This window comes from Gilliamella sp. Fer1-1 (assembly GCF_001690825.1).
In the GTDB taxonomy this organism is placed as follows: domain Bacteria; phylum Pseudomonadota; class Gammaproteobacteria; order Enterobacterales; family Orbaceae; genus Gilliamella; species Gilliamella apicola_C.
In genome coordinates this window covers 99,168-119,655 of sequence record NZ_LZGX01000034.1, presented here as the reverse complement: position 1 = coordinate 119,655, position 20,488 = coordinate 99,168, and the positions used below count along the sequence as shown (strand labels likewise).

Annotated in this window: 17 protein-coding genes and 1 pseudogene; 10 read left to right on the top strand and 8 right to left on the bottom strand. The window is 36.1% G+C overall.

Annotated features, from left to right (window positions below):
• The first annotated feature begins 43 nt into the window (after nt 1-43).
• Entirely contained in the window at nt 44-1,030 is a 987-nt protein-coding gene (gene ispB / locus A9G28_RS04970; RefSeq protein ID WP_065567355.1) for an octaprenyl diphosphate synthase, read from the top strand.
• A gap of 118 nt (nt 1,031-1,148) precedes the next feature.
• Nucleotides 1,149-2,021, top strand: coding sequence for an EamA family transporter (locus A9G28_RS04965; RefSeq protein ID WP_065579945.1), 873 nt, complete (start codon nt 1,149-1,151; stop codon nt 2,019-2,021).
• 101 nt (nt 2,022-2,122) lie between these two features.
• Here the strand turns inward: A9G28_RS04965 and ffh are convergent, their stop codons facing one another.
• Entirely contained in the window at nt 2,123-3,493 is a 1,371-nt protein-coding gene (gene ffh, locus A9G28_RS04960; RefSeq protein WP_065567356.1) for a signal recognition particle protein, read from the bottom strand.
• Nucleotides 3,494-3,684: 191 nt separating this feature from the next.
• Between ffh and A9G28_RS04955 the strand changes: the two genes are divergently transcribed.
• The 6 genes and pseudogenes from A9G28_RS04955 (at nt 3,685) to galU (ending at nt 7,610) form a co-directional block, all read left to right on the top strand.
• Nucleotides 3,685-4,068 carry a RidA family protein gene (locus tag A9G28_RS04955; RefSeq protein ID WP_065567357.1) on the top strand — a complete coding sequence of 128 codons (384 nt, stop codon included), beginning with the start codon at nt 3,685-3,687 and terminating at the stop codon, nt 4,066-4,068.
• 271 nt (nt 4,069-4,339) lie between these two features.
• Nucleotides 4,340-5,533, top strand: coding sequence for an amino acid aminotransferase (locus A9G28_RS04950; RefSeq protein ID WP_065579944.1), 1,194 nt, complete (start codon nt 4,340-4,342; stop codon nt 5,531-5,533).
• 26 nt (nt 5,534-5,559) lie between these two features.
• Nucleotides 5,560-5,709 carry an entericidin A/B family lipoprotein gene (locus A9G28_RS04945; protein ID WP_081295683.1) on the top strand — a complete coding sequence of 50 codons (150 nt, stop codon included), beginning with the start codon at nt 5,560-5,562 and terminating at the stop codon, nt 5,707-5,709.
• A 58-nt stretch (nt 5,710-5,767) separates the two neighbouring features.
• Entirely contained in the window at nt 5,768-6,271 is a 504-nt protein-coding gene (locus A9G28_RS04940; RefSeq protein ID WP_065579943.1) for a hypothetical protein, read from the top strand.
• 271 nt (nt 6,272-6,542) lie between these two features.
• A pseudogene (locus A9G28_RS14035) lies at nt 6,543-6,686 on the top strand (hypothetical protein); the annotation flags it as partial.
• 9 nt (nt 6,687-6,695) lie between these two features.
• The gene (gene galU / locus A9G28_RS04935; protein WP_065579942.1) at nt 6,696-7,610 is read left to right on the top strand and encodes a UTP--glucose-1-phosphate uridylyltransferase GalU; all 915 of its coding nucleotides are present in this window, start codon (nt 6,696-6,698) and stop codon (nt 7,608-7,610) included.
• 73 nt (nt 7,611-7,683) lie between these two features.
• Here the strand turns inward: galU and A9G28_RS04930 are convergent, their stop codons facing one another.
• From A9G28_RS04930 to orn, 5 genes are all read right to left on the bottom strand, one after another.
• Nucleotides 7,684-9,105 (bottom strand): cation:dicarboxylate symporter family transporter, encoded by a 1,422-nt coding sequence (locus A9G28_RS04930; protein ID WP_065567361.1) that lies wholly within the window; start codon nt 9,103-9,105, stop codon nt 7,684-7,686.
• Nucleotides 9,106-9,188: 83 nt separating this feature from the next.
• Nucleotides 9,189-10,520: a CoA-disulfide reductase gene (locus A9G28_RS04925; protein WP_065579941.1), complete on the bottom strand. Its 1,332-nt coding sequence runs from the start codon at nt 10,518-10,520 to the stop codon at nt 9,189-9,191.
• A 200-nt stretch (nt 10,521-10,720) separates the two neighbouring features.
• Nucleotides 10,721-11,701 (bottom strand): ferrochelatase, encoded by a 981-nt coding sequence (hemH, locus tag A9G28_RS04920; protein WP_065567363.1) that lies wholly within the window; start codon nt 11,699-11,701, stop codon nt 10,721-10,723.
• Nucleotides 11,702-11,710: 9 nt separating this feature from the next.
• The gene (waaA, locus tag A9G28_RS04915) at nt 11,711-12,982 is read right to left on the bottom strand and encodes a lipid IV(A) 3-deoxy-D-manno-octulosonic acid transferase (protein ID WP_065579940.1); all 1,272 of its coding nucleotides are present in this window, start codon (nt 12,980-12,982) and stop codon (nt 11,711-11,713) included.
• A 9-nt stretch (nt 12,983-12,991) separates the two neighbouring features.
• Nucleotides 12,992-13,555 carry an oligoribonuclease gene (orn, locus tag A9G28_RS04910; RefSeq protein WP_065567364.1) on the bottom strand — a complete coding sequence of 188 codons (564 nt, stop codon included), beginning with the start codon at nt 13,553-13,555 and terminating at the stop codon, nt 12,992-12,994.
• A 79-nt stretch (nt 13,556-13,634) separates the two neighbouring features.
• Between orn and rsgA the strand changes: the two genes are divergently transcribed.
• On the top strand, nt 13,635-14,663 hold the full coding sequence (gene rsgA / locus A9G28_RS04905) for a small ribosomal subunit biogenesis GTPase RsgA (RefSeq protein ID WP_065579939.1): 1,029 nt from the start codon (nt 13,635-13,637) through the stop codon (nt 14,661-14,663).
• A gap of 482 nt (nt 14,664-15,145) precedes the next feature.
• On the opposite strand, the gene A9G28_RS04900 is transcribed toward rsgA, so the two are convergent.
• Together A9G28_RS04900 and dauA are read right to left on the bottom strand one after the other, a co-directional pair.
• The gene (locus tag A9G28_RS04900) at nt 15,146-15,700 is read right to left on the bottom strand and encodes an HdeD family acid-resistance protein (RefSeq protein WP_065579938.1); all 555 of its coding nucleotides are present in this window, start codon (nt 15,698-15,700) and stop codon (nt 15,146-15,148) included.
• A 188-nt stretch (nt 15,701-15,888) separates the two neighbouring features.
• Nucleotides 15,889-17,562, bottom strand: coding sequence for a C4-dicarboxylic acid transporter DauA (gene dauA, locus A9G28_RS04895; RefSeq protein ID WP_065567367.1), 1,674 nt, complete (start codon nt 17,560-17,562; stop codon nt 15,889-15,891).
• 476 nt (nt 17,563-18,038) lie between these two features.
• On the opposite strand from dauA, the gene plsB reads away from it, so the two are divergent.
• Nucleotides 18,039-20,465, top strand: a complete 2,427-nt coding sequence (plsB, locus tag A9G28_RS04890; protein WP_065567368.1) for a glycerol-3-phosphate 1-O-acyltransferase PlsB — start codon at nt 18,039-18,041, stop codon at nt 20,463-20,465.
• Nucleotides 20,466-20,488: the final 23 nt, after the last annotated feature.

Here is a 20,488-nt window from a genome sequence, read left to right as displayed (position 1 = left end):
GATAATAGAAAATAGATATCTATTATTTGTAATGGTTAGGCTGATGAACACTCCGTCAATGAATCAAATACTCGATCTTGTTAAAGACGATTTAATAAAAGTAAATCAAGCTATACAAGCAGAACTTAGTTCTGATGTGGCTTTAATTAATCAGTTAGGTAATTACATCATTAGTAGTGGTGGAAAGCGCATACGCCCTGTTATTGCATTATTAATTGCTAAAGCACTTCACTATCAAGGCGATAAACATATTATCACAGCAGCTTTTATTGAATTTATTCATACTGCCACTTTATTGCATGATGATGTTGTTGATGAGTCTGACTTACGCCGTGGTAAATCGACCGCTAATGCAATTTTTGGTAATGCTGCAAGTGTGCTTGTTGGTGATTATATTTATACACGTTCTTTTCAAATGATGGTGCGTACAGAATCTTTTAAAGTATTGACGATCATGTCGGCGGCAACAAATGTGATTGCTGAAGGTGAAGTACAACAATTGATTAATTGTAACGATCCCGATATCACGAAAGAACAATATTTAGATGTTATTTATCGTAAAACCGCACGTTTATTTGAGGCGACCGCGCATTCTGCTGCGGTCTTAGCTGGTGCAAACGAGCAACAAGAGATTGCTTTGCAAGAATATGGCAAATATTTAGGTACAGCTTTTCAAATCATTGATGATCTACTCGATTATAGTGCTGATAGCAACCAAAAATTAGGTAAAAATTTAGGCGATGATCTCAACGAAGGTAAACCAACCTTACCGCTTTTACATGCAATGCGCCACACTAAAAATGCTCAAGATGCAACTTTAATTCGTCAAGCAATAGAGCAAGGCAATGGGCGAAATTTATTAGATCGTATATTACAAATCATGGATGAATGTGGGTCGCTAGATTTTACGTTACAAACCGCTCAAGAAGAGGCTCAAAAAGCGTTTGATGTTGTCGCTATTTTACCCGATTCACCCTATAAACAAGCATTACAAGATCTTGCCTTATTGTCAGTAAAAAGAGAGAACTAATTAACAGATAAACTAGTCTGTTATTAGTTAATTTTATGTTCAAGTGCATGCCTACTTAAAATGCTTTGTCACCCGTTGTATATGCAATAATTTCAAAATTCAATTATGGTAATTCTGTATGCTTAGAAGATTTTTGCCTATTTTTTTTATTTTAATTTCAATGATTTCGGTTCAAGGTAGCGCATCTATAGCCAAATATTTGTTTCCTATTCTCGGGCCTCAAGGAATGACTGCTTGGCGGTTATTTTTTTCGGCAATTTTGTTAGTTTTGATATTTAAACCATGGCGCAAAGTCATGACCAAAAAAGCATTGAAATACATTTTTTTATATGGCATATCAATTGGTTGTATGAATTTAGCTTTTTATAACGCGATTGCAAGAATTCCGATAGGTATTGCTGTTGGCATTGAACTCACTGGACCTATTGTAGTGGCAATGTGCTCTTCTCGAAAAGTGCTTGATTTTATTTGGTTAGGTGTTGCCATTGTCGGCCTTGCTATGCTTTTGCCTATTCATCAAGCATCAAACCATTTAGATCCCATTGGGATTTTATATGCGCTATTAGCAGGAAGTGGTTGGGCATGTTATATCTTATTTGGGCGTAAAGCTAGCGCCCTTCATGGTTCATCAAGTGTCGCAATTGGGTCGGTTATTGCTTCGTGCTTTTTATTTCCTATCGGTATCTGGCAAACTGGTAGCGCCATGTTTTCATTAGAACTTATTCCGATGGTTTTTGTCGTTTCATTATTAGCATCGGCAATTCCTTATGGGTTAGATATGATGGCTTTGCCTAAATTACCGGCTAAAACATTTAGTACATTAATGAGTTTATCGCCCGTTTTTGCAGCACTTTCTGGACTAATTGTGTTACATGAACAATTAACCTACTATCAGTGGTTAGCAATTGTTTTTATCATTATATCGTCGATGGGGACAGTACTTGCAATCAGTCAACCGACAAAGCTTAAATCGACTAGACCAAGCAATTAACGGTAATACCGTGCTGTTGCGAGCACGGTAATCTTTGCAGAAAACTTTTAGTTAAAGATAGGACAAGCTATTTTTTAGCTAAAAACAGTGTATATGGTGATTTAACGAGGTGGGAATCCCATGCCTCCTCCGCCCATTAATCCTTTCATTTGGCGCATCATTTTCATCATGCCTCCACCTTTCATTTTCTTCATCATTTTTTGCATATCTTCGAACTGTTTTAATAGTTTATTGACATCTTGAACTTGAGTTCCTGAACCATTTGCAATGCGGCGTTTGCGCGATCCTTTAATAATTTCAGGGTTAGCGCGCTCTTTTAATGTCATTGAACCAATAATTGCTTCCATTTTTATGGTAATTTTATCATCCATTTGAGCTTTGATGTGATCTGGAAGTTGACCAACACCCGGTAATTTAGCCAGCATTGCTCCCATTCCGCCCATATTACGCATCTGTTTGAGTTGATCTTGAAAATCGTTAAAATCAAATTTGTCGCCTTTTTTTAGCTTTCTAGCAATTTTTTCAGCTTTTTCGCGATCGACATTACTTTGTAGTTCTTCAATTAAAGAGATGACATCTCCCATCCCCAAAATTCGCGAAGCAATACGGTCTGGGTAAAATGGCTCTAACGCATCAGTTTTTTCTCCCATCCCTAAAAATTTAATTGGTTTACCTGTGATATGGCGAATAGATAATGCTGCCCCACCACGAGCATCACCATCAACTTTGGTTAAAATCACACCAGTGAGTGGTAAAGCATCGTTGAATGCTTTAGCTGTGTTTGCTGCATCTTGCCCTGTCATAGCATCAACCACAAACAATGTTTCAATTGGATTAATTGCTTGATGTAGTGCTTTGATTTCATCCATCATGTCATTATCAATGTGCAAACGACCAGCGGTATCGACAATGAGCACATCAAAAAATTGCAATTTTGCATGGGAAATTGCTTTATTAACAATATTAACAGGTTTTTCAGTAATATCAGATGGGAAGAATTCGACATCAATCGCTTTAGCCAGTGTTTCTAACTGTTTAATTGCAGCGGGTCGATAAACGTCCGCAGACACAACTAGCACTTTCTTTTTTTGTTTTTCTTTGAGGAATTTAGCTAGTTTAGCGACACTGGTTGTTTTACCTGCACCTTGTAATCCTGCCATTAACATGACAGCGGGAGGCTGGGTTGCCAAATTAAGTGAACTATTGACTTCCCCCATTGCGCTTGTCAGCTCGGCTTGAACTATTTTAATGAATTCTTGACCAGGTGTAAGACTTTTGCTGACATCTAAGCCAACAGCTTTTTCTTTAACTTGATTAATAAAGTCACGAACCACAGGCAGTGCAACATCAGCTTCAAGTAATGCCATACGTACATCGCGTAGTGCATCTTTGATATTGTCTTCAGATAATCGCCCACGGCCACTGATATTGCGGAATGTCTGTGATAAACGGTCGGTTAAATTCTCAAACATATTAACTCTCGTAATAAATAAAAAATTACGATTATCATATCAGAAAATTACCATAAGTCCCACGATCATAATTTTGTGTTGACTTGACACCAAATTGTGTTCCTGTTGAAATGAGGGAAGAGAAAAAGATCACATTGATTATTTTAATAATTAGAAAAGCAAATAATAGATTAAAAAGGAGAAAATCAAATATGGCAAAAGTAATTAGCACTGACAAAGCACCTGCGGCTATTGGCCCTTATGTTCAAGCTGTCGATTTAGGTAATATGTTATTTGCCTCAGGGCAAATCCCACTAAATCCAACAACAGGTGAAATGCCAAGTTGTGTGAAAGAGCAAGCGAAACAGAGTTTAGCTAATGTTAAAGCGATTGTCACAAAAGCAGGTTATCAAGTGAATAATATCGTTAAAACCACTATTTTTTTAGCCGATATGAATGACTTTACCGCTGTAAATGAAGTATATGAAGCATTTTTTACTGAAAATAATGCGTCTTTCCCTGCTCGTTCATGTGTCCAAGTTGCACGAATCCCTAAAGATGCTAAAGTTGAAATTGAAGTTATTGCCGCTAAATAAATTACTTATCTGATTAGCACCAAAAGGTGCTAATGTTTGTCAAAAACTTTCAGTAAATAAAGCGTTTTAGTATAAATTGCACTAAAAAACGTTACATTTTGAGTTATTTTAACCTTTAATTCTTTTTAGCAAAAAAGCTGCAAATTTCTAACCAAAAATCAATTTAATTATTTATTGTTAACCTGTTATTTAGTGATTGATTGCTGATTTAGTTGGTGCAATAATCTACAATAATTTATTACTATTTTTTGTGTCAATTTGGATTGTAAATATGTTTGAAAAAGTAGAGCCATATGCAGGGGATCCTATTTTATCATTAGTAGCTGAATTTATTAATGATAGTAGAGATAATAAAACTAATTTAAGTATTGGTTATTATTATGATGAAAACAGCATAGTTCCTCAATTACAATGCATTAAAACGGCTCGCAATTATGTCTATCACCATAACCAAGATGCTCAGTTGTATTTGCCGATGAGTGGTTTACCCGCTTATTGCCAAGCAATTCAATCATTATTATTTGGTGACGACCATGTGGCTTATCAAAACAAACGTATTGCAACGATACAAACATTAGGCGGATCTGGTGCACTTAAGGTGGGGGCAGATTTTTTATATCGTTATTTTCCAAATTCGCAAGTCTGGGTCAGTGATCCAACATGGGAAAATCATATTGCTATTTTTAATGGCTCAGGTTTTAAAGTAAATAAATATCCATACTTTGATGCACAATCCTGTGGTGTAAAATTTGAAGCAATGCTTGAAACATTAAATCAATTACCTGCCCAAAGCATTGTTTTACTACACCCTTGTTGCCATAATCCAACTGGTGCTGATTTAACGCAAGCACAGTGGGATAAAGTGATAGCGGTTTTACAAACACGAAATCTTATTCCATTTATGGACATAGCTTATCAAGGTTTTGGCCAAAGCATTGGCGATGATGCTTATGCGATTAGAAAGATGGCTGATGTTGGCTTGTGTGGATTTATCAGTAACTCCTTTTCAAAAACATTTTCACTTTATGGTGAACGCGTTGGCGGGCTATCTGTTTTATGTGATAACAGCAAAGTAGCTAGCCACGTATTAGGGCAGTTGCAAGCAACTGTCCGCCAGAATTACTCTAGCCCAGCAGCTTATGGTGCGCAGTTAGTTAGTTGTGTTTTAAATAATCCAGAACTTAAAACACAATGGCTTAAAGAACTCGATGCAATGAGAAATCGAATTGCAACAATGCGATCTACGCTGGTTGAATTATTAAAAAAAGCTGCTCCTGAGCGTAATTTTGATTATTTGGTTAAACAGCGAGGCATGTTTAGTTATACCGGTTTTAGTAAAGAGCAAGTTACACAATTGAAAGATAATTTTGCTGTTTATTTGGTGGGCAGCGGAAGAATGTGTGTAGCGGGTTTAAATCACCATAATATCGACCGTGTGGCAGAAGCATTTGCTACATTAAAATAATCATATTACTAAAAGGAGTATATTTTATGTTCCGTAAAATGCTAATTCTAATGTTAGGTGTGGCGATGACAACTCTTATTGTTGGATGTAACACTGTTAAAGGTGTTGGCGAAGATGTTGAATCAGGTGGAAAGGCTATTTCGCATACTGCTGAAAAAGTCAGTGATAAAATGTAATTAAGGATATAGATATGCCTATAAACATTCTAACATCTGGAATATAGTTAGAATAAAAATGTTACGTATTTTATCTATAGTGATATTTTTTTTACTTGTTGGGTGTGGTTCGTTAAACTTTCGAACTACACCTTTAACTATGGAAAATTGCCAATACTCAAACCTATTTGGTATTGAAGTTATATTAAATCCCCTTCCTGCAAATACACCAATTTATCAGCATGTTTATATTACCCAAAGCCGAGAAGGCAAACATTTACCGAGTAGTTATGCAGGAATAAAAGGTAAGTTAACAGATCAAATTTTTATCCGCGATTATCCCAAAGAAACATTCTGGCGAACACCTAACTTATTTGAAAGATCTTCTCTGTACGATGATGGTTATGATGATCTTTATATTAGCAAAGCGCAAAAAGAAGCACGTGATCGTAAAGCCAAATTTGTAGTAAGACAAGCCATTTTACAAAATTGCCAAATCGTCTATATCGCTATTGATTCTTTAGCCAAAGACAGGGATAATCTTTCGCTAATTCAATCTAGCGATTTATCAATCATAAAATAAGAGCAAAATTGTCAAGGAAATAGAGCTGAAAAGTCTGTTGCTAATGTTAGTTAGGCCAGTTATAAGTTTTATTCACTTTGCTGATGTTATTTTTATACGCTAGATATGATTGTATCGAGTGATATGTAGTCACAATGAATCGATCCAGAAAGCGACATAACCAATTTTAGCTATTTTTTAAAGTGGCTATACAATATTAGGATTGTTTATGCAGTTTTCACATTATTAAATACAGAGTTAAGCCTTTTAATATTGCAATTTTAATTTTTCTGATATGAAAGTTGCTATTAAGACGATTATTTATACCTGTATATTTATCCTTTATATATTAAAGTCAATGCGAGTTAAAAACACATATGTTAATGGCACTGCAGCCAAGGTATCTGTAGTACCATTGTTAGTTAATTTGTTTTAAGGAAATAAAATGACATTAAATTTAGACAGTTCAACCAATAAAAAAGTCAAAAAAGCCGTTATTCCTGTTGCTGGTTTGGGTACACGCATGTTGCCCGCAACAAAAGCTATTCCCAAAGAGATGCTTCCGGTTGTTGACAAACCACTGATTCAATATGTGGTTAAAGAGTGTATTGCAGCTGGCATAACTGAGATTATTTTTGTAACCCACTCATCAAAAAACTCAATTGAAAACCATTTCGATACCAGTTTTGAATTAGAAGCCATGTTAGAGGCACGTGTTAAACGTCAGTTATTGCAAGAAGTACAAGGTATTTTACCTAAACATGTCACAATAACCAGTGTTCGCCAAGGTTTGGCTAAAGGGCTGGGTCATGCAGTGTTATGTGCTTATCCTTTGGTGGGCGATGAACCATTTGCTGTCGTTTTACCTGATGTGATTATTGATGAGTATGAAAGTGATTTAACCAGCGATAATTTAGCCGCAATGATTAATAATTATCATGAAACCAAACATAGCCAAATCATGGTTGAGCCAGTACCCAAGGAATTAGTTTCTTCTTATGGTATTGTTGATTGCCGTGGTGAAGTATTATCTGCAGGCAATGTTGCACAAATGTATAGTGTTGTTGAAAAACCCTCTATTGAAGATGCACCATCAAACCAATCTGTGGTCGGGCGTTATATTCTATCTGAAAAGATCTGGCCGTTACTTGCTAAAACACCATTAGGTGCTGGTGGTGAAATTCAGTTAACTGATGCCATTGCCATGTTACTTGAAGAAGACAATGTTGATGCTTATTGCATTAAAGGCCGTAGCCATGACTGTGGTAATAAACTGGGCTACATACAAACATTTGTGCAATACTCAATGCGCCACAAAAGTTTAGGTAGCGATGTTAAAGCGTGGTTAAAAACCATTTAATTTTATTAGGATAGACTCGAAACCGAAAAGGGTACTGTTTGCGCCCTTTCGGTTATATAGTTTACTTTTTGTATTAGCTTTCTGATGGCTCATTTTCAAAAGTGACATTAGGATCGTTATACACGGTCATATTCATAAGTCCTACTTCTCGATCAGTTACAACAGCCGCTGTCATTGCACCAGATACATTGGCTAAAGTTCGTGCCATATCGATAATTGGATCGATAGCTAACACCATACCAATTAAAGGGAAGTATTCAGCCATACCCATGCCAGATAAGACCACCGTTGCGGCAACCGTTGCTGTACCGGGAATGCCAGCGATGCCGATTGAACCAATAACCACCACAATGACAAGCATAATATAAAACTGGATATTAGTCTCAATACCAACCATGTGCGCTACCATCACGGCAAGTAAAGCAGGGAAGAAGCCAGCACACCCATTCATTCCCATGGTGCTACCAAGCGAGCCGACTAAATTGGCAGTGCCAGTATTTACCCCCATTCGAACGGTTAACGTTGAGATAGTCATAGGTAATGTGCCGACTGATGAGCGACTAGTAAAGGCTAATAGCCATGTTCCTAACGCTTTTTTGATAAACATCGTTGGCGAAATACCATGGATCAAGACAATCGTAATATGCATAATTAGCATAATCGCTGTTGCAATATAGACTGCAACAACAAAGTTTGAAACCTGGATAATTGCTGGTATTCCATTAGAAATAATGGTGCGAGCCAGTAAAGCAATGACCGCGTAAGGCATGTATTTAATAACAGTCATCGCAATTGACATGACGATTTTGTAAAGTGCTTCGATAAATGTTTTAAATAACGCAATGGGCTGTGGGTTTTTCTTTTCCATTCTATTAGCGGCAAGCCCCATTAAGGCAGAAAAAATGACTAAGCCCACAATGTTTTCGTTTACCATTGATGCAATAATATTGCTAGGTATTAGATTGATAAAGGTATCAATAATATTGGTGTATTGTTTTGCGTGAGCTTGATGTACAGAGTTTGAGCTCATTGTACCTAAGGCAAATAGATTCGCTAACAAAATACCGACTATACAGGCAATAGCTGTTGTAAACAGCAACCAAAAAATCCCTCTAAATGCGATTTGCGGTAGATTTTTTTTACCAGAAAAATCGATGATGACTTTAACAATAGAAACAAAAATGAGTGGTATCACTAACATTCGGATAAAGGCAATAAAAGCACGACCAAAAAGCCCATACCATGTTGCGGTTTCCTGCATCCAGATTGTTGATATATCTGGGAATCCTGCTACAGCTTGGATCCCTAAGCCAAGCACTGCACCAAGTATTAGACCAACTAACATGCGAATTGAAAAATTAACTTTTTTATCTTGTAGCGGTTTCATCACCGCAAAAAAACAAATAAGTAATAGTCCAATACTAATGAGCGTTTGATAATGGGTAATTACTAAGAACTTTTCAAAAAAAGCTCCCTGAAAAATGGCACCTGGCATAATTAGCCTCTCTTTTGATAATTCAATTATATGGTTAAAAATCGACCTTTAATAATATTGCTTATATAGATAAGCAAGTATTTTTATTTTGCTATAGATCCGGCAATATTTAAAATATCCCATGGTCTTGAAAATGGTGGCGCATACAAAAAATCCATCATGGCAAACTCATCAATTTTTAAATTTGCCCATATTGCAGTTGCTAACGTATTTACTCTTAATACCGCACCACTTCCACCAACTATTTGCCCTCCTAAAATCTCGCGAGTATCGGCATGGTAAATCAGTTTTGTTGTTACACTTGTTTGTCCAGCAACATAGTTGCTATGGTTTTTATCTTTAACCATTACAGTTTTATAAGGAATTTTGGCTTTTTTTGCTTCGCTTTCGGTTAAACCAGCTCGCCCTGCCTCAATATCAAAAACCTTTAGGGCTGATGTGCCAATAGTACCGGGGTATTCATTATGTCCTCCGCCTAAATTTTCGCCTACGATTTTACCAAGCTTGTTTGCGCCTGTAGCAAGCGGAATATACACCATTGATTGGCTAATTCTATGGTGAAGTGCGGCACAATCTCCAGCGGCGTAGATGTCAGTAATATTGGTTTGCCCAAAGCGATTGGTTATGACTGCGCCGTTTTCAAGTGTGTTGATCCCCATGTTTTTATAGATAGCACTATTGGGTTTTACACCTGTTGCAATGATAACAACATCTGCTGGGTATTGCGATTTATCGGTAACCACATGAGTGACTGTATGAGCCCCTTCAAAGCCTAACACGCGTTCTTGTAAGTGTAGGTCACAATGTTGTTTGATGTTTTCTTCTATCAGTTCGGTAATTTGCTCATCAAAAGCATCAACAAGAATTCTATCATCTAGCTGAATAAGTTTAACTTTTTTTTGTAGGGCAACGAGTGATTCGGCTATTTCAAGCCCAATATACCCAGCACCAACAACAATAACATTTTGGGTATTTGGATTGGTTAACGCTTGTTTGATTGCTAGCCCATCATGTAGATCGCGTAAGGTGAAGATATTTTTTAATTGATTATTTTTAAAAGGCGGAATAATGGGGCTAGCACCAACCGCGAGTAGTAGTTTATCGTAGTTATCATCAAAGCAATTGCCTGTATTGAGATCTTTAATGGTTAATTTTTTTTGATTAACATCAAGTGCAATAACTTCATGTTGTGTCTTGATTTCAATGCCATCTTTTTGGAATTGTGCTGGTGTTCTGGATATCATTTCATTGGCATCAGTAAAGTGGTTACCAATGAAATAAGGTAACCCACAAGCACCAAACGATACAATATCCGATTTTTCATAAATACGGATGGTGGCCTCAGGGTTTGTTCTTTTGGCTTTTGCCGCAGCACTTGCGCCTGCGGCTTGAGCGCCAATGATGATTATTTTCACTTAATTTTCTCCTTAGTGCTCAAAAACAGAATTATTCAATACTAGCTTATCATACGTTATCAATCATACGGGTGATAGATAACTGCTTGGTTTTAATATTTGTTAGTTTAAAATTTGAATTATTTGAAAGATATCTGCTTTTTTATTTTATTAATCGTATTATGTTGTAAAAACTTTTCAAGTTACTGTGTTTTTGAATATCAGTTTTTAAGTTTAACTGGTTGAATATAATTTATTAAATCTATAATTAAATTAATCTGTAAATGAGTGTCATTTAATGCAGGAATATAATAAAAGTTTTTGCCACCTGCATTTAAAAAAACTTCTCGATTTTCTTCGTCAATTTCGTAAATGGTCTCAATACAGTCTACCGAAAATCCTGGGCAGATGACTTGCACATTTTTAACGCCTCTTTGAGCTAAAATTTGTAGTGTGCTACTGGTGCTTGGTGTAACCCATTTACCTTTGCCAAATTTGGATTGATAAGCCATTTGAATGGGGATATTTATACCATTTTCTCGACATTTTTTGACTAATAACTGCGTGGTCATTTCGCAACGTTGTATATAATCATCATTGCGGTTATGGATATAACGCTCAGGAATGCCATGATAAGAAAGCACAAGCACGTCAGGTTCTCCTTGGTGGTGAAAAGCCTGTTTAATTTGTAGATAAAGTGCATTGATATAGCTTCGATGATCGGCATAATCTCGAATATAGTCAATATGATCAATGATATTGAGCGAAGTTATAATTTGCTTGATTTTATCAAGTACTGCGAGTGTAGTGGTTGTTGAATATTGTGGAAAGAGAGGTAATACTGTAATTTTTGTGCATGATCGCAGGTTATTTAACGCAGATTGCAAATTGGGATCGCCATAAGTCATGGCTAATTCACATTGAATATTAGGTAAATGGTGTTGTAATTTATCACATAATAATCGGCTATAATGCAATAAAGGCGAGGCGTTATTTATCCAGATTTTTTGGTAATGATTAATAATATAAGGCACTCGTTTAGGTATTACGCGGTACTTTAAAATTGGATACCAAAGCAGTTTTGGCAAATCAACTACATGCCGATCAAGCAAAAACTCGGTTAGATACTGCTTTATTGCATCTGGCGTTGCCGCATTTGGTGTGCCTAGATTAACTAGCAATAATCCTTGTTTTTTGTCCATAAGCGAGCCTTATTTGACACAAAGATAAGGGTTGATAACATCAAGAAGCCTACCTAGTGCGCCTTGATTTTGTTTTAATACTTGATAAGCATTTTCGCCAATCTGTTTACGATTGGTGTTATTTTCTAAAAGATCATTAATTGCTGAATAAAGGGAAGCTGGGGAGCTATCACAAATGATCATCCCTTTAGCTGCAATAAGCTGTTCACAAATAACTTTAAAATTGAAAAAATGTTCGCCACTAATGATAGGAATATGGTGGAGAGCTGGCTCTAATGGGTTATGCCCACCATGTTTCACTAAACTACCGCCAACGAAAGCGATATCGGCAAGACCGTAAAGCGTGGCTAACTCGCCCATTGTGTCGCCTAAAATGACTTGCGTTTGTTTAGTAGGAACTTGCTTACTACTACGGTTTATATAAGTTAACCCGTGATCATTAATTAATTTTTCAACTGCTTTAAAACGCTCTGGATGGCGAGGAACAATAATTAATAGTAAATCAGGATGTTTGGTTAACAAAAGTTCAAAGGCAGCTAGGATGATTTCATCTTCACCATGATGTGTGCTTGCAGCGATAAAGACAGGTTGGTTTAATTGCCATTGTTGCTTTAGCTTTGTGGTTGTTTGCCGCTGTTGATCCGTTAAATTAATGTCAAATTTGATACTACCTGTTATCGCTAAATGATCGTTTGGCAACCCCAATGCGACAAACCGTTCGCCATCTTGTTTATTTTGAGCTGCCACTATACTGATTTTTGACAATAATTTACCAATAGCCGATCCTAGTTTGTGATATCTGTTAGCAGAGCGTTGCGATAATCTAGCATTGGCAATAACCAATGGAATATTTCGTTTATGGCACTGGCAAATAAAATTAGGCCAAAGCTCCGTTTCCATAATGATAACTAACTTAGGCTGGGTCGTTTTTAAAAAACGATTTATCGCGCAAGGTAAATCATAAGGTAAATATACATGATTGACACTATCGCCGAGCAATGCTTTAACTCGCTCAGATCCTGTTGGCGTCATGGTAGTAACAGTAATAGGTAAATTAGGGTATTGCTGTTGTAGCGCTTTAATGAGTGGAATCGCAGCAATCGTTTCACCGACCGATACGGCATGCACTAAAATACTATTAGCTTTCACTTTATTTTTACAAAAACCATAGCGCTCACGCCACCGCTTTCGATAAGCTGGAGCTTTACGACTGCGCCAAAGTAACCTTAGCCACACTAAGGGCTGAATCAAATATAATAAAACGGTATATAAAATTTGCATATCAATCAATTATCTTGATAGGTCAAAAAAGTGCTGGCGATAATAAGCCAGCTCGGCAATTGAATCACGAATATCATCAAGCGCTTGGTGTGAGCTCTGTTTGCTAATTCCTTTTAATATTTCAGGCTTCCAACGTTTGGCTAATTCTTTGATGGTACTGACATCTAAATAGCGATAATGAAAATAGCTTTCTAAATTAGGCATGTAGTTGAATAAAAAACGGCGATCTTGACCAATGGTATTACCGCAAATAGGTGAGCAGTTTTCAGGTACCCACTGTTTTAAAAATTCGATAGTCTGCTGTTCGGCTTGCTGTTCAGTGATAGTGCTTTTTCGAACACGTTCAATTAATCCTGATTTACCGTGGGTGTTTTGGTTCCACTCATCCATCAATGCTAATTGCTCATCAGATTGATGAACCGCAATTACAGGTCCTTCAGCAAGAATAGTTAAGTTAGAATCAGTCACAATAGTTGCAATTTCAATAATACGATCGGTTATTGGATTAAGCCCCGTCATTTCAAGATCGATCCAAATAAGATGACTACTGTTAATTTGTGGTTGGTTGTTCATAATTTTTGATAGAAATTTTCTTTTTGATACGCAGTAGTGTAGCATAACTGACAATCTGTTTTAGCAAAAAATGAGTACTATGGCAAAAAATCGACTTTCCAATAATCAAAAAAGACGTGTGGCGGCAAAACATCAACAACGATTAGCCATAAGGCAAGATGAAAACCTAGCAAGTTTTTCATCACCTCGTGATGGTGTGGTGGTAAGCCGTTATGGTAAATCGGCTGATGTTGAAGATAGTGGTGGGCTTATTTATCGGTGTAGTATTCGACGTACGTTACCTTCGTTAGTGACTGGTGATAAAGTGGTGTGGCGTGAAAGTTTAGAGCCAAACACCAACGGTATTATTGAAGCCGTTCACCCTAGGCATTCTGAACTTGTTCGACCTGATTTTTATGATGGGGTAAAACCTGTTGCAGCTAATGTTGATCAAATCGTGATTATTTCCGCTGTTTTGCCAGAGTTATCACTTAATATTATCGATCGCTATTTAGTCGCTTGTGAAAGTACTGATATACAACCTATTATTGTTTTAAACAAAATTGATTTACTCAATGATCAGCAACGCGCTGAGGTTGAAAAACAATTGGCGATTTATACTCGTATTGGTTATCAAGTGTTGTATGTTTCATGCCAACATCAACAAGGTATTGCGGTATTACAAGATATCTTGCAAGGTAAAGTTTCAATTTTAGTTGGTCAGTCTGGTGTGGGTAAATCAAGCATTATAAATTTGCTATTACCTCATCAATCACAATCGGCGATGACTGGTGGTATTTCAGAAATATCTGGTCTTGGGCAACATACAACAACCTCGTCAAGGCTCTATCATTTACCCAATGGTGGCGATATTATTGATTCACCAGGAATACGTGAATTTGGCTTATGGCATCTAGAGCCTGAACAAGTGATAAGTGGCTTTAAAGAATTCGATAACTATCTTGGCGGTTGCCATTTTCGTGATTGTAATCACTTTGATACGCCAGGTTGTTTGCTACAAAAAGCCGTGCAAGACGGTAATATTGCACCATCCAGGCTTGCCAACTATCATCGAATTTTACAAACAATGCAAGAAGTAAAAGCGAAAACCAACAAAAGCTATAAATAATTAGCTATTTTTTACAATAGCAACGCTTTTGCTGGCATTAAAATATGCAAAAAAAACTAAATATAATTAAAAAATCATCTACTTATAAATAAGTGGGTTACTAGGTTGTAACAGCGTAGACTAGTTAAACCAAGCAAAAAACTTCAATAAAATCAATGGCTTTTCTGAATGATTTTTAAGGGTAGTATGCATACAATTTGTATATTCGCAATTTGTATACCTACTGAAAGTGATTATTGTCGCTATTTTGTATGGGAATGCGCCAATACCTAAAGTAAATTGCCTGCTTAAAATATGAAAAGGTCGTCATAAGAGATTGTTTTTGCATGTAACGCTCTAAATATTTAACTATTTTAAATAAAAATTAATGCTTTAACCAAAAATTAAAAAACTAAAAACCTAAACGACATTAAACATTGATCTGCTCACAATCAGTGGCCACCGCTAATGGCAAATAGCTTGATTGTGAGCAGTGAATGAACCTATTTACTATTGATGGTCTTTAAAGCAAAACCAATAGCGACATATGCCCAACCTTGGAAAATAAGATCAATACCTAAAAACATACCTAAAACGTAAAGGCTGTCGTATGGCCAACCAGTGATAATCATAAATCCTAAAATGAGGGTGATAATACCTGATGTGAGTATCCACCCCCAACGAGGTAAATCACGGTTATTCATAGCAGCAAATATTTGCGTAAAACCACTCATAATTAATAAAAAGGAAACCACTAAAGTTAAAGCGGATGAAACGGTAACAGGTTGGAAAAATGACATTAAACCAATAAAAATGTATAGTACCCCCATTACAGCCCATAGTGCAGATTGACCGAAACTTTTAACCTGAAATGAATGTAGTGCTTGGATAATACCAGCGATCAAAATTAATGAACCAATAACATAGACCGAAAAAACAGTTGCAATGAACTGATAACCTAATGCGAAGCCTCCTAATATAATTAAAATAACACCCACTAAAATAAACCAGTTTGATTTTTGTTTAAGACCGTAAAAATTATTTTGGTTAGATATCATATTACTTTCCTATTTTATAAGTTAAATTTGGGTTTGAAATTAAAATCACTTTTAAGACAGGTGGTTTTGTCACAAGTGATTAATCAGTGAAAAGAAAGGCTGTGATACAATTCATTGCACAGTAATTGTTTTATCAAAACAATTACTGTGCATATAAATTAGACAATATAATAAAACTAAATTTACAATTAATCTTTATCTTTCAGTGCTTCGTCTAATGTTGAATAGAACATGAGTTTGTTAGAAATAGGAACAATTTTAGCTCTAGCTAATGTTTTTAATGGCTGAAATTGTAACTCACAGATTGATAAATCAACATTTTCAGGCAACTCATCAATAAAATGTATTAAAGCATTAAGCCCACCAGCATCAAGTATGGGTACCGCATCCCATTGTAGTATTATGTGTTGATATCCATTAATCTTTTGATAAATTTCTAAAAAGGTACGTTCAGCAGCAGCAAAAAACAGCGGCCCATTAATACGAAGTACTAAAGTTTTGTCATTACTGCGATTAAGTTCAACTAAACGCGTCATTCGGGCTATTCTGCGCATAAATAGAATTGATGCAAGTACGATTCCCAATGTAATAGCTATCACCATATCAAATAGTACGGTTAGTGACATACAAAGCAACATAATTAAAATATCGTCTTTAGGTGCACATTTGATAATATAAATAACGCGTTGAACCGCACTCATATTCCATGCCACGATAAGTAATAGCGCAGACATAGCCGAAAGTGGAATAAATGATAATGCTGGCGCAAAACAGATAAGTGCCAGTAAAACAACCAAGGCATGTAACACCGCCGCAATCGGTGAAGTTGCTCCCGCTTTGACATTAGCTGCCGACCGCGCGATAGCAGCAGTTGCTGAAATTCCACCAAAAAACGGCGCAATAATATTACCTAACCCTTGGCCAATGAGTTCACTATTTGAATGATGTTTGGTATGCGTCATTTCATCTAATACCACTGCACACAATAACGATTCTATAGCGCACAACATCGCCATGGTAAGTGAAATCGGTAATAAAGCGCTAAGTGTTGACCAATCCCATTTAAAATCAGTATGTTGCCAAGGTAAAGCAAATTCTGGTAGCACAGAGGGTATACCATGCCCTAGGGTATTATCGGCTAATGTATAGGTAAAACGTGAACCAATTGTTTCAATTTGATAGCCAAATTGATTAAAGATAAACATGACTATAATACCGGCAACGAGTGCAGGTAAGTGGCCAGATATTCTTAATTTAAGCCTTGGCCACATAATTAATACTATTAGTGTTACAGCTCCGACTAAGGTGTCTGCTATATTGATGGTAGGTAGTGCTTTAGTTAGCTCAATCACTTTACTAATATAACTTTCTGGCATATGTTCGAGCTGCAAGCCAAAAAAATCTTTAATTTGCATAGTTGCTATCGTGATAGCAATACCGGATGTGAAGCCTAATACAACAGGTAATGGTATATATTCGATTAATCTACCTAAGCGAATTATTCCCATTAATATAAGAAATATGCCAGATAGTAGTGTTGCAATGAGTAATCCTGATAATCCATATTGTAATGATACGGGGTACAAAATAACGACAAATGCGGCAGTAGGGCCAGAAACACTAAAGCGAGAACCACCCGTTAATGCAATAATAAAGCCTGCTATAATTGCGGTATATAGCCCATGCTGCGGTGGCACGCCACTTGCAATTGCTAATGCCATTGCTAAGGGGATAGCAATAATACCAACCGTAATTCCAGCAATCAAATCCTTGATAAAACGAGTTGTATTATAAGGGGTCGTTATACATGCTGATATAAATGCAATGCTAATTTTGGTGCGAGAAAGGCTATATAATTTCATTGTGTTTAATAGACTTATGGGGAATTGTTTGGGATGCTTAATAAGATAATCTTTTTTACAAAAAATAAAAGAGTGTTACAAAAATAATCATCTTTTTTATAAATTAGATAGGCTATACTCAGTAACTTGAGAAAAAAATCAAAGATAAAAATTTACTTATAAAATCAGCATTGGAAATAAAAGCCTGTTACATTCGTGGCGTTGATAGCATTAAACCGATATAATATGACTATCATGTTACTATATCGTTATCATCTTATCTTTTAGTGGATTTTAAATCATATAGTCTAAAGGTTGTGCAAATTTGCTAACGATTAAACGATAACAGTATATACTTAATTCATTGCTTATCTTGATGCCCCAAAAGAGCACTATGTCTGTTTACAAGCAAAATACTTGCTTGTGGTGGGTTGATGGGTAAACAATTAATGTCAGTTAAGTATATCAATAACACAAAGGTATGAGGTTTATTTTTTATGTTTTCTTGGTGGGCTAAAGCTTATTTTTTTCTTATCCAAATCTTGGTGAAACTTTTTGTGAAAAGTAAACCTGTTCCTACCGATCCAATAATAGAATTAGACCTTGATACCGATAAACCAATTTTATATGTCTTACCTTATAACTCTCAAATCGATTTGATGGTGTTGCGATCGCTTTGTTTGCAATATAATTTACCAGATCCACTAGCTGGCTTAGATATCAATGGTAAAAACATTCCTGCTTACATCTATATTGATAAAGGACCTGGTATTTTTGCCTCTAACCAACAAAAAAATAAAGCAATTGAAATTTTAAGAGATTATATTTCAGCACATCAACAAAATCATGATCTTGATGTCCAAATGTTACCTGTTTCGGTTATGTTTGGTCGCAAGCCTGATATCGAAGGGAAGAAAAAACTATCATTACAGGTACTTGGCGCAACTAGCAAATTTTTAAAAATCATCACGTCAGGCAGAGATTGTTATACTCGATTTTCTCGTACAGTTTCATTTAAAGATATTCATGTTGATAAACAGCAAGATCTTCCTATTTTAGCGCATAAACTAGCACGCGTTGCACGCATCCATTTCGCCAAACAACGTATGGCATCCATCGGACCTAAGCTTCCTGTTCGTCAAGCGATGCTAAATAACTTACTAAAAAAGCAAGTAATTAGCGAAGCAATACAAGAAGAAGCAAAAAGTAAAAATATTGACCTTGATAAAGCAAAGAAAAACGCATTAGCGATTTTAAATGAAATTGCCGCTAATTTTTCTTATCGTATGCTACGAATAACCGATTTTGTGCTGACCTGGGCGTGGAATAGGCTTTATCAAGGTCTTAAAGTCACTAATGCCGATCCTGTTCGAGAGCTTGCCCAAAATGGGCATGAAATTGTCTATGCTCCTTGCCACCGCAGCCATATGGATTATCTATTACTTTCTTATGTGCTTTATCGACAAGGATTAGTTCCTCCTCATATTGCTGCTGGCATTAACTTGAACTTTTGGCCAGCAGGACCCATTTTTAGGCGATTAGGCGCCTTTTTTATTCGCCGTTCATTCCGAGGTAATAAACTTTATACATCCGTTTTTCGAGAATATTTAGCGGAACTTTTTATCCGTGGTTATGCTGTTGAATATTTTGTTGAAGGTGGACGATCTCGTACAGGTAGATTACTCGATCCTAAAACAGGTATGTTAATGATGACAATTCAAACATTATTACGTGGTGATGCAAGACCCATTACCGTTGTTCCTGTTTATATTGGTTATGAGCATGTGTTAGAGGTCGCTACCTACGCCAATGAGTTACGAGGAGCAAAGAAAGAAAAAGAAAGCTTGTGGCGTACTCTAAAAGCATTTTTAAAATTAAAAAAATTGGGATTTGGCTATGTGAATTTTGGTCAACCAATACCGTTAAATCAGTTTTTAAATCAACAAGTTCCAGAATGGCGAGATGCAATCGAACCGACTGGTACTCAACGCCCGCAATGGTTAACACCAACAACCAATTTACTTGCTAAACAAATTATGGAGCACATCAACTCTTCAGCTGCAATCAATGCAATGAACTTATGCTGTTCAATATTATTAGCGGCAGATCAACGTGCATTAACGAAAGTTAGATTAATTGAACTGATTGATTATTTGTTAAAATTATTAAAAAATATTCCTTATTCAGAGTTGATAACCATTCCAGAACAAACGCCAGAAGAATTGTTTGAGCATGCCAAAGAAATGGGAAAATTTGTTATTACCACAGACGAAGCTGGCGAAATTGTTGGTTTAACTAACGAACAAGCGGTTTTAATGACTTATTATCGTAATAATATTCAGCATTTACTGATTATTCCAGCTATTGTGGCCAGAATTTTACTCAAACATAACCGGATTTCATCGGATGAAGTTTTAGAACAAGTAAAACGACTTTTTCCGTTAATCAAATCAGAGCTATTTGTTTATCACAATGATGAACAACTCACTGAATATGTAGATAAAATTATTAAAATCTATGCCGAATTAAACCTAATTTGTTATTCGCCAGATAAATTAACACTAAATTACTTAAAAATGTCGGAATTACAATTAATTGCTTCATCATCTAAAGATACATTGCAACGTTATGCTATTGCATTTTCTTTATTGCAAAAAGATCCAACAATTAGCCGTGCAACACTAGAAAAAGAGGCTCGACTCATTGCCGAACGATTATCCATTTTACATGGTATTAATGCCCCTGAATTCTTTGATAAAGGCGTATTTTCCACATTAGTTGCATCACTAAGAGAGCAAGGTTATTTAGATGATAAAAATGGCTCAAACTTAGCTAAAATTGAAACGATGAACAAAACACTTAAGCCTTTAATTACAACTAGAGTAATGCAAACTATCGATGATATAAACCCATTAATCAAATAATTCAAAAATACGCTAATTCGGAG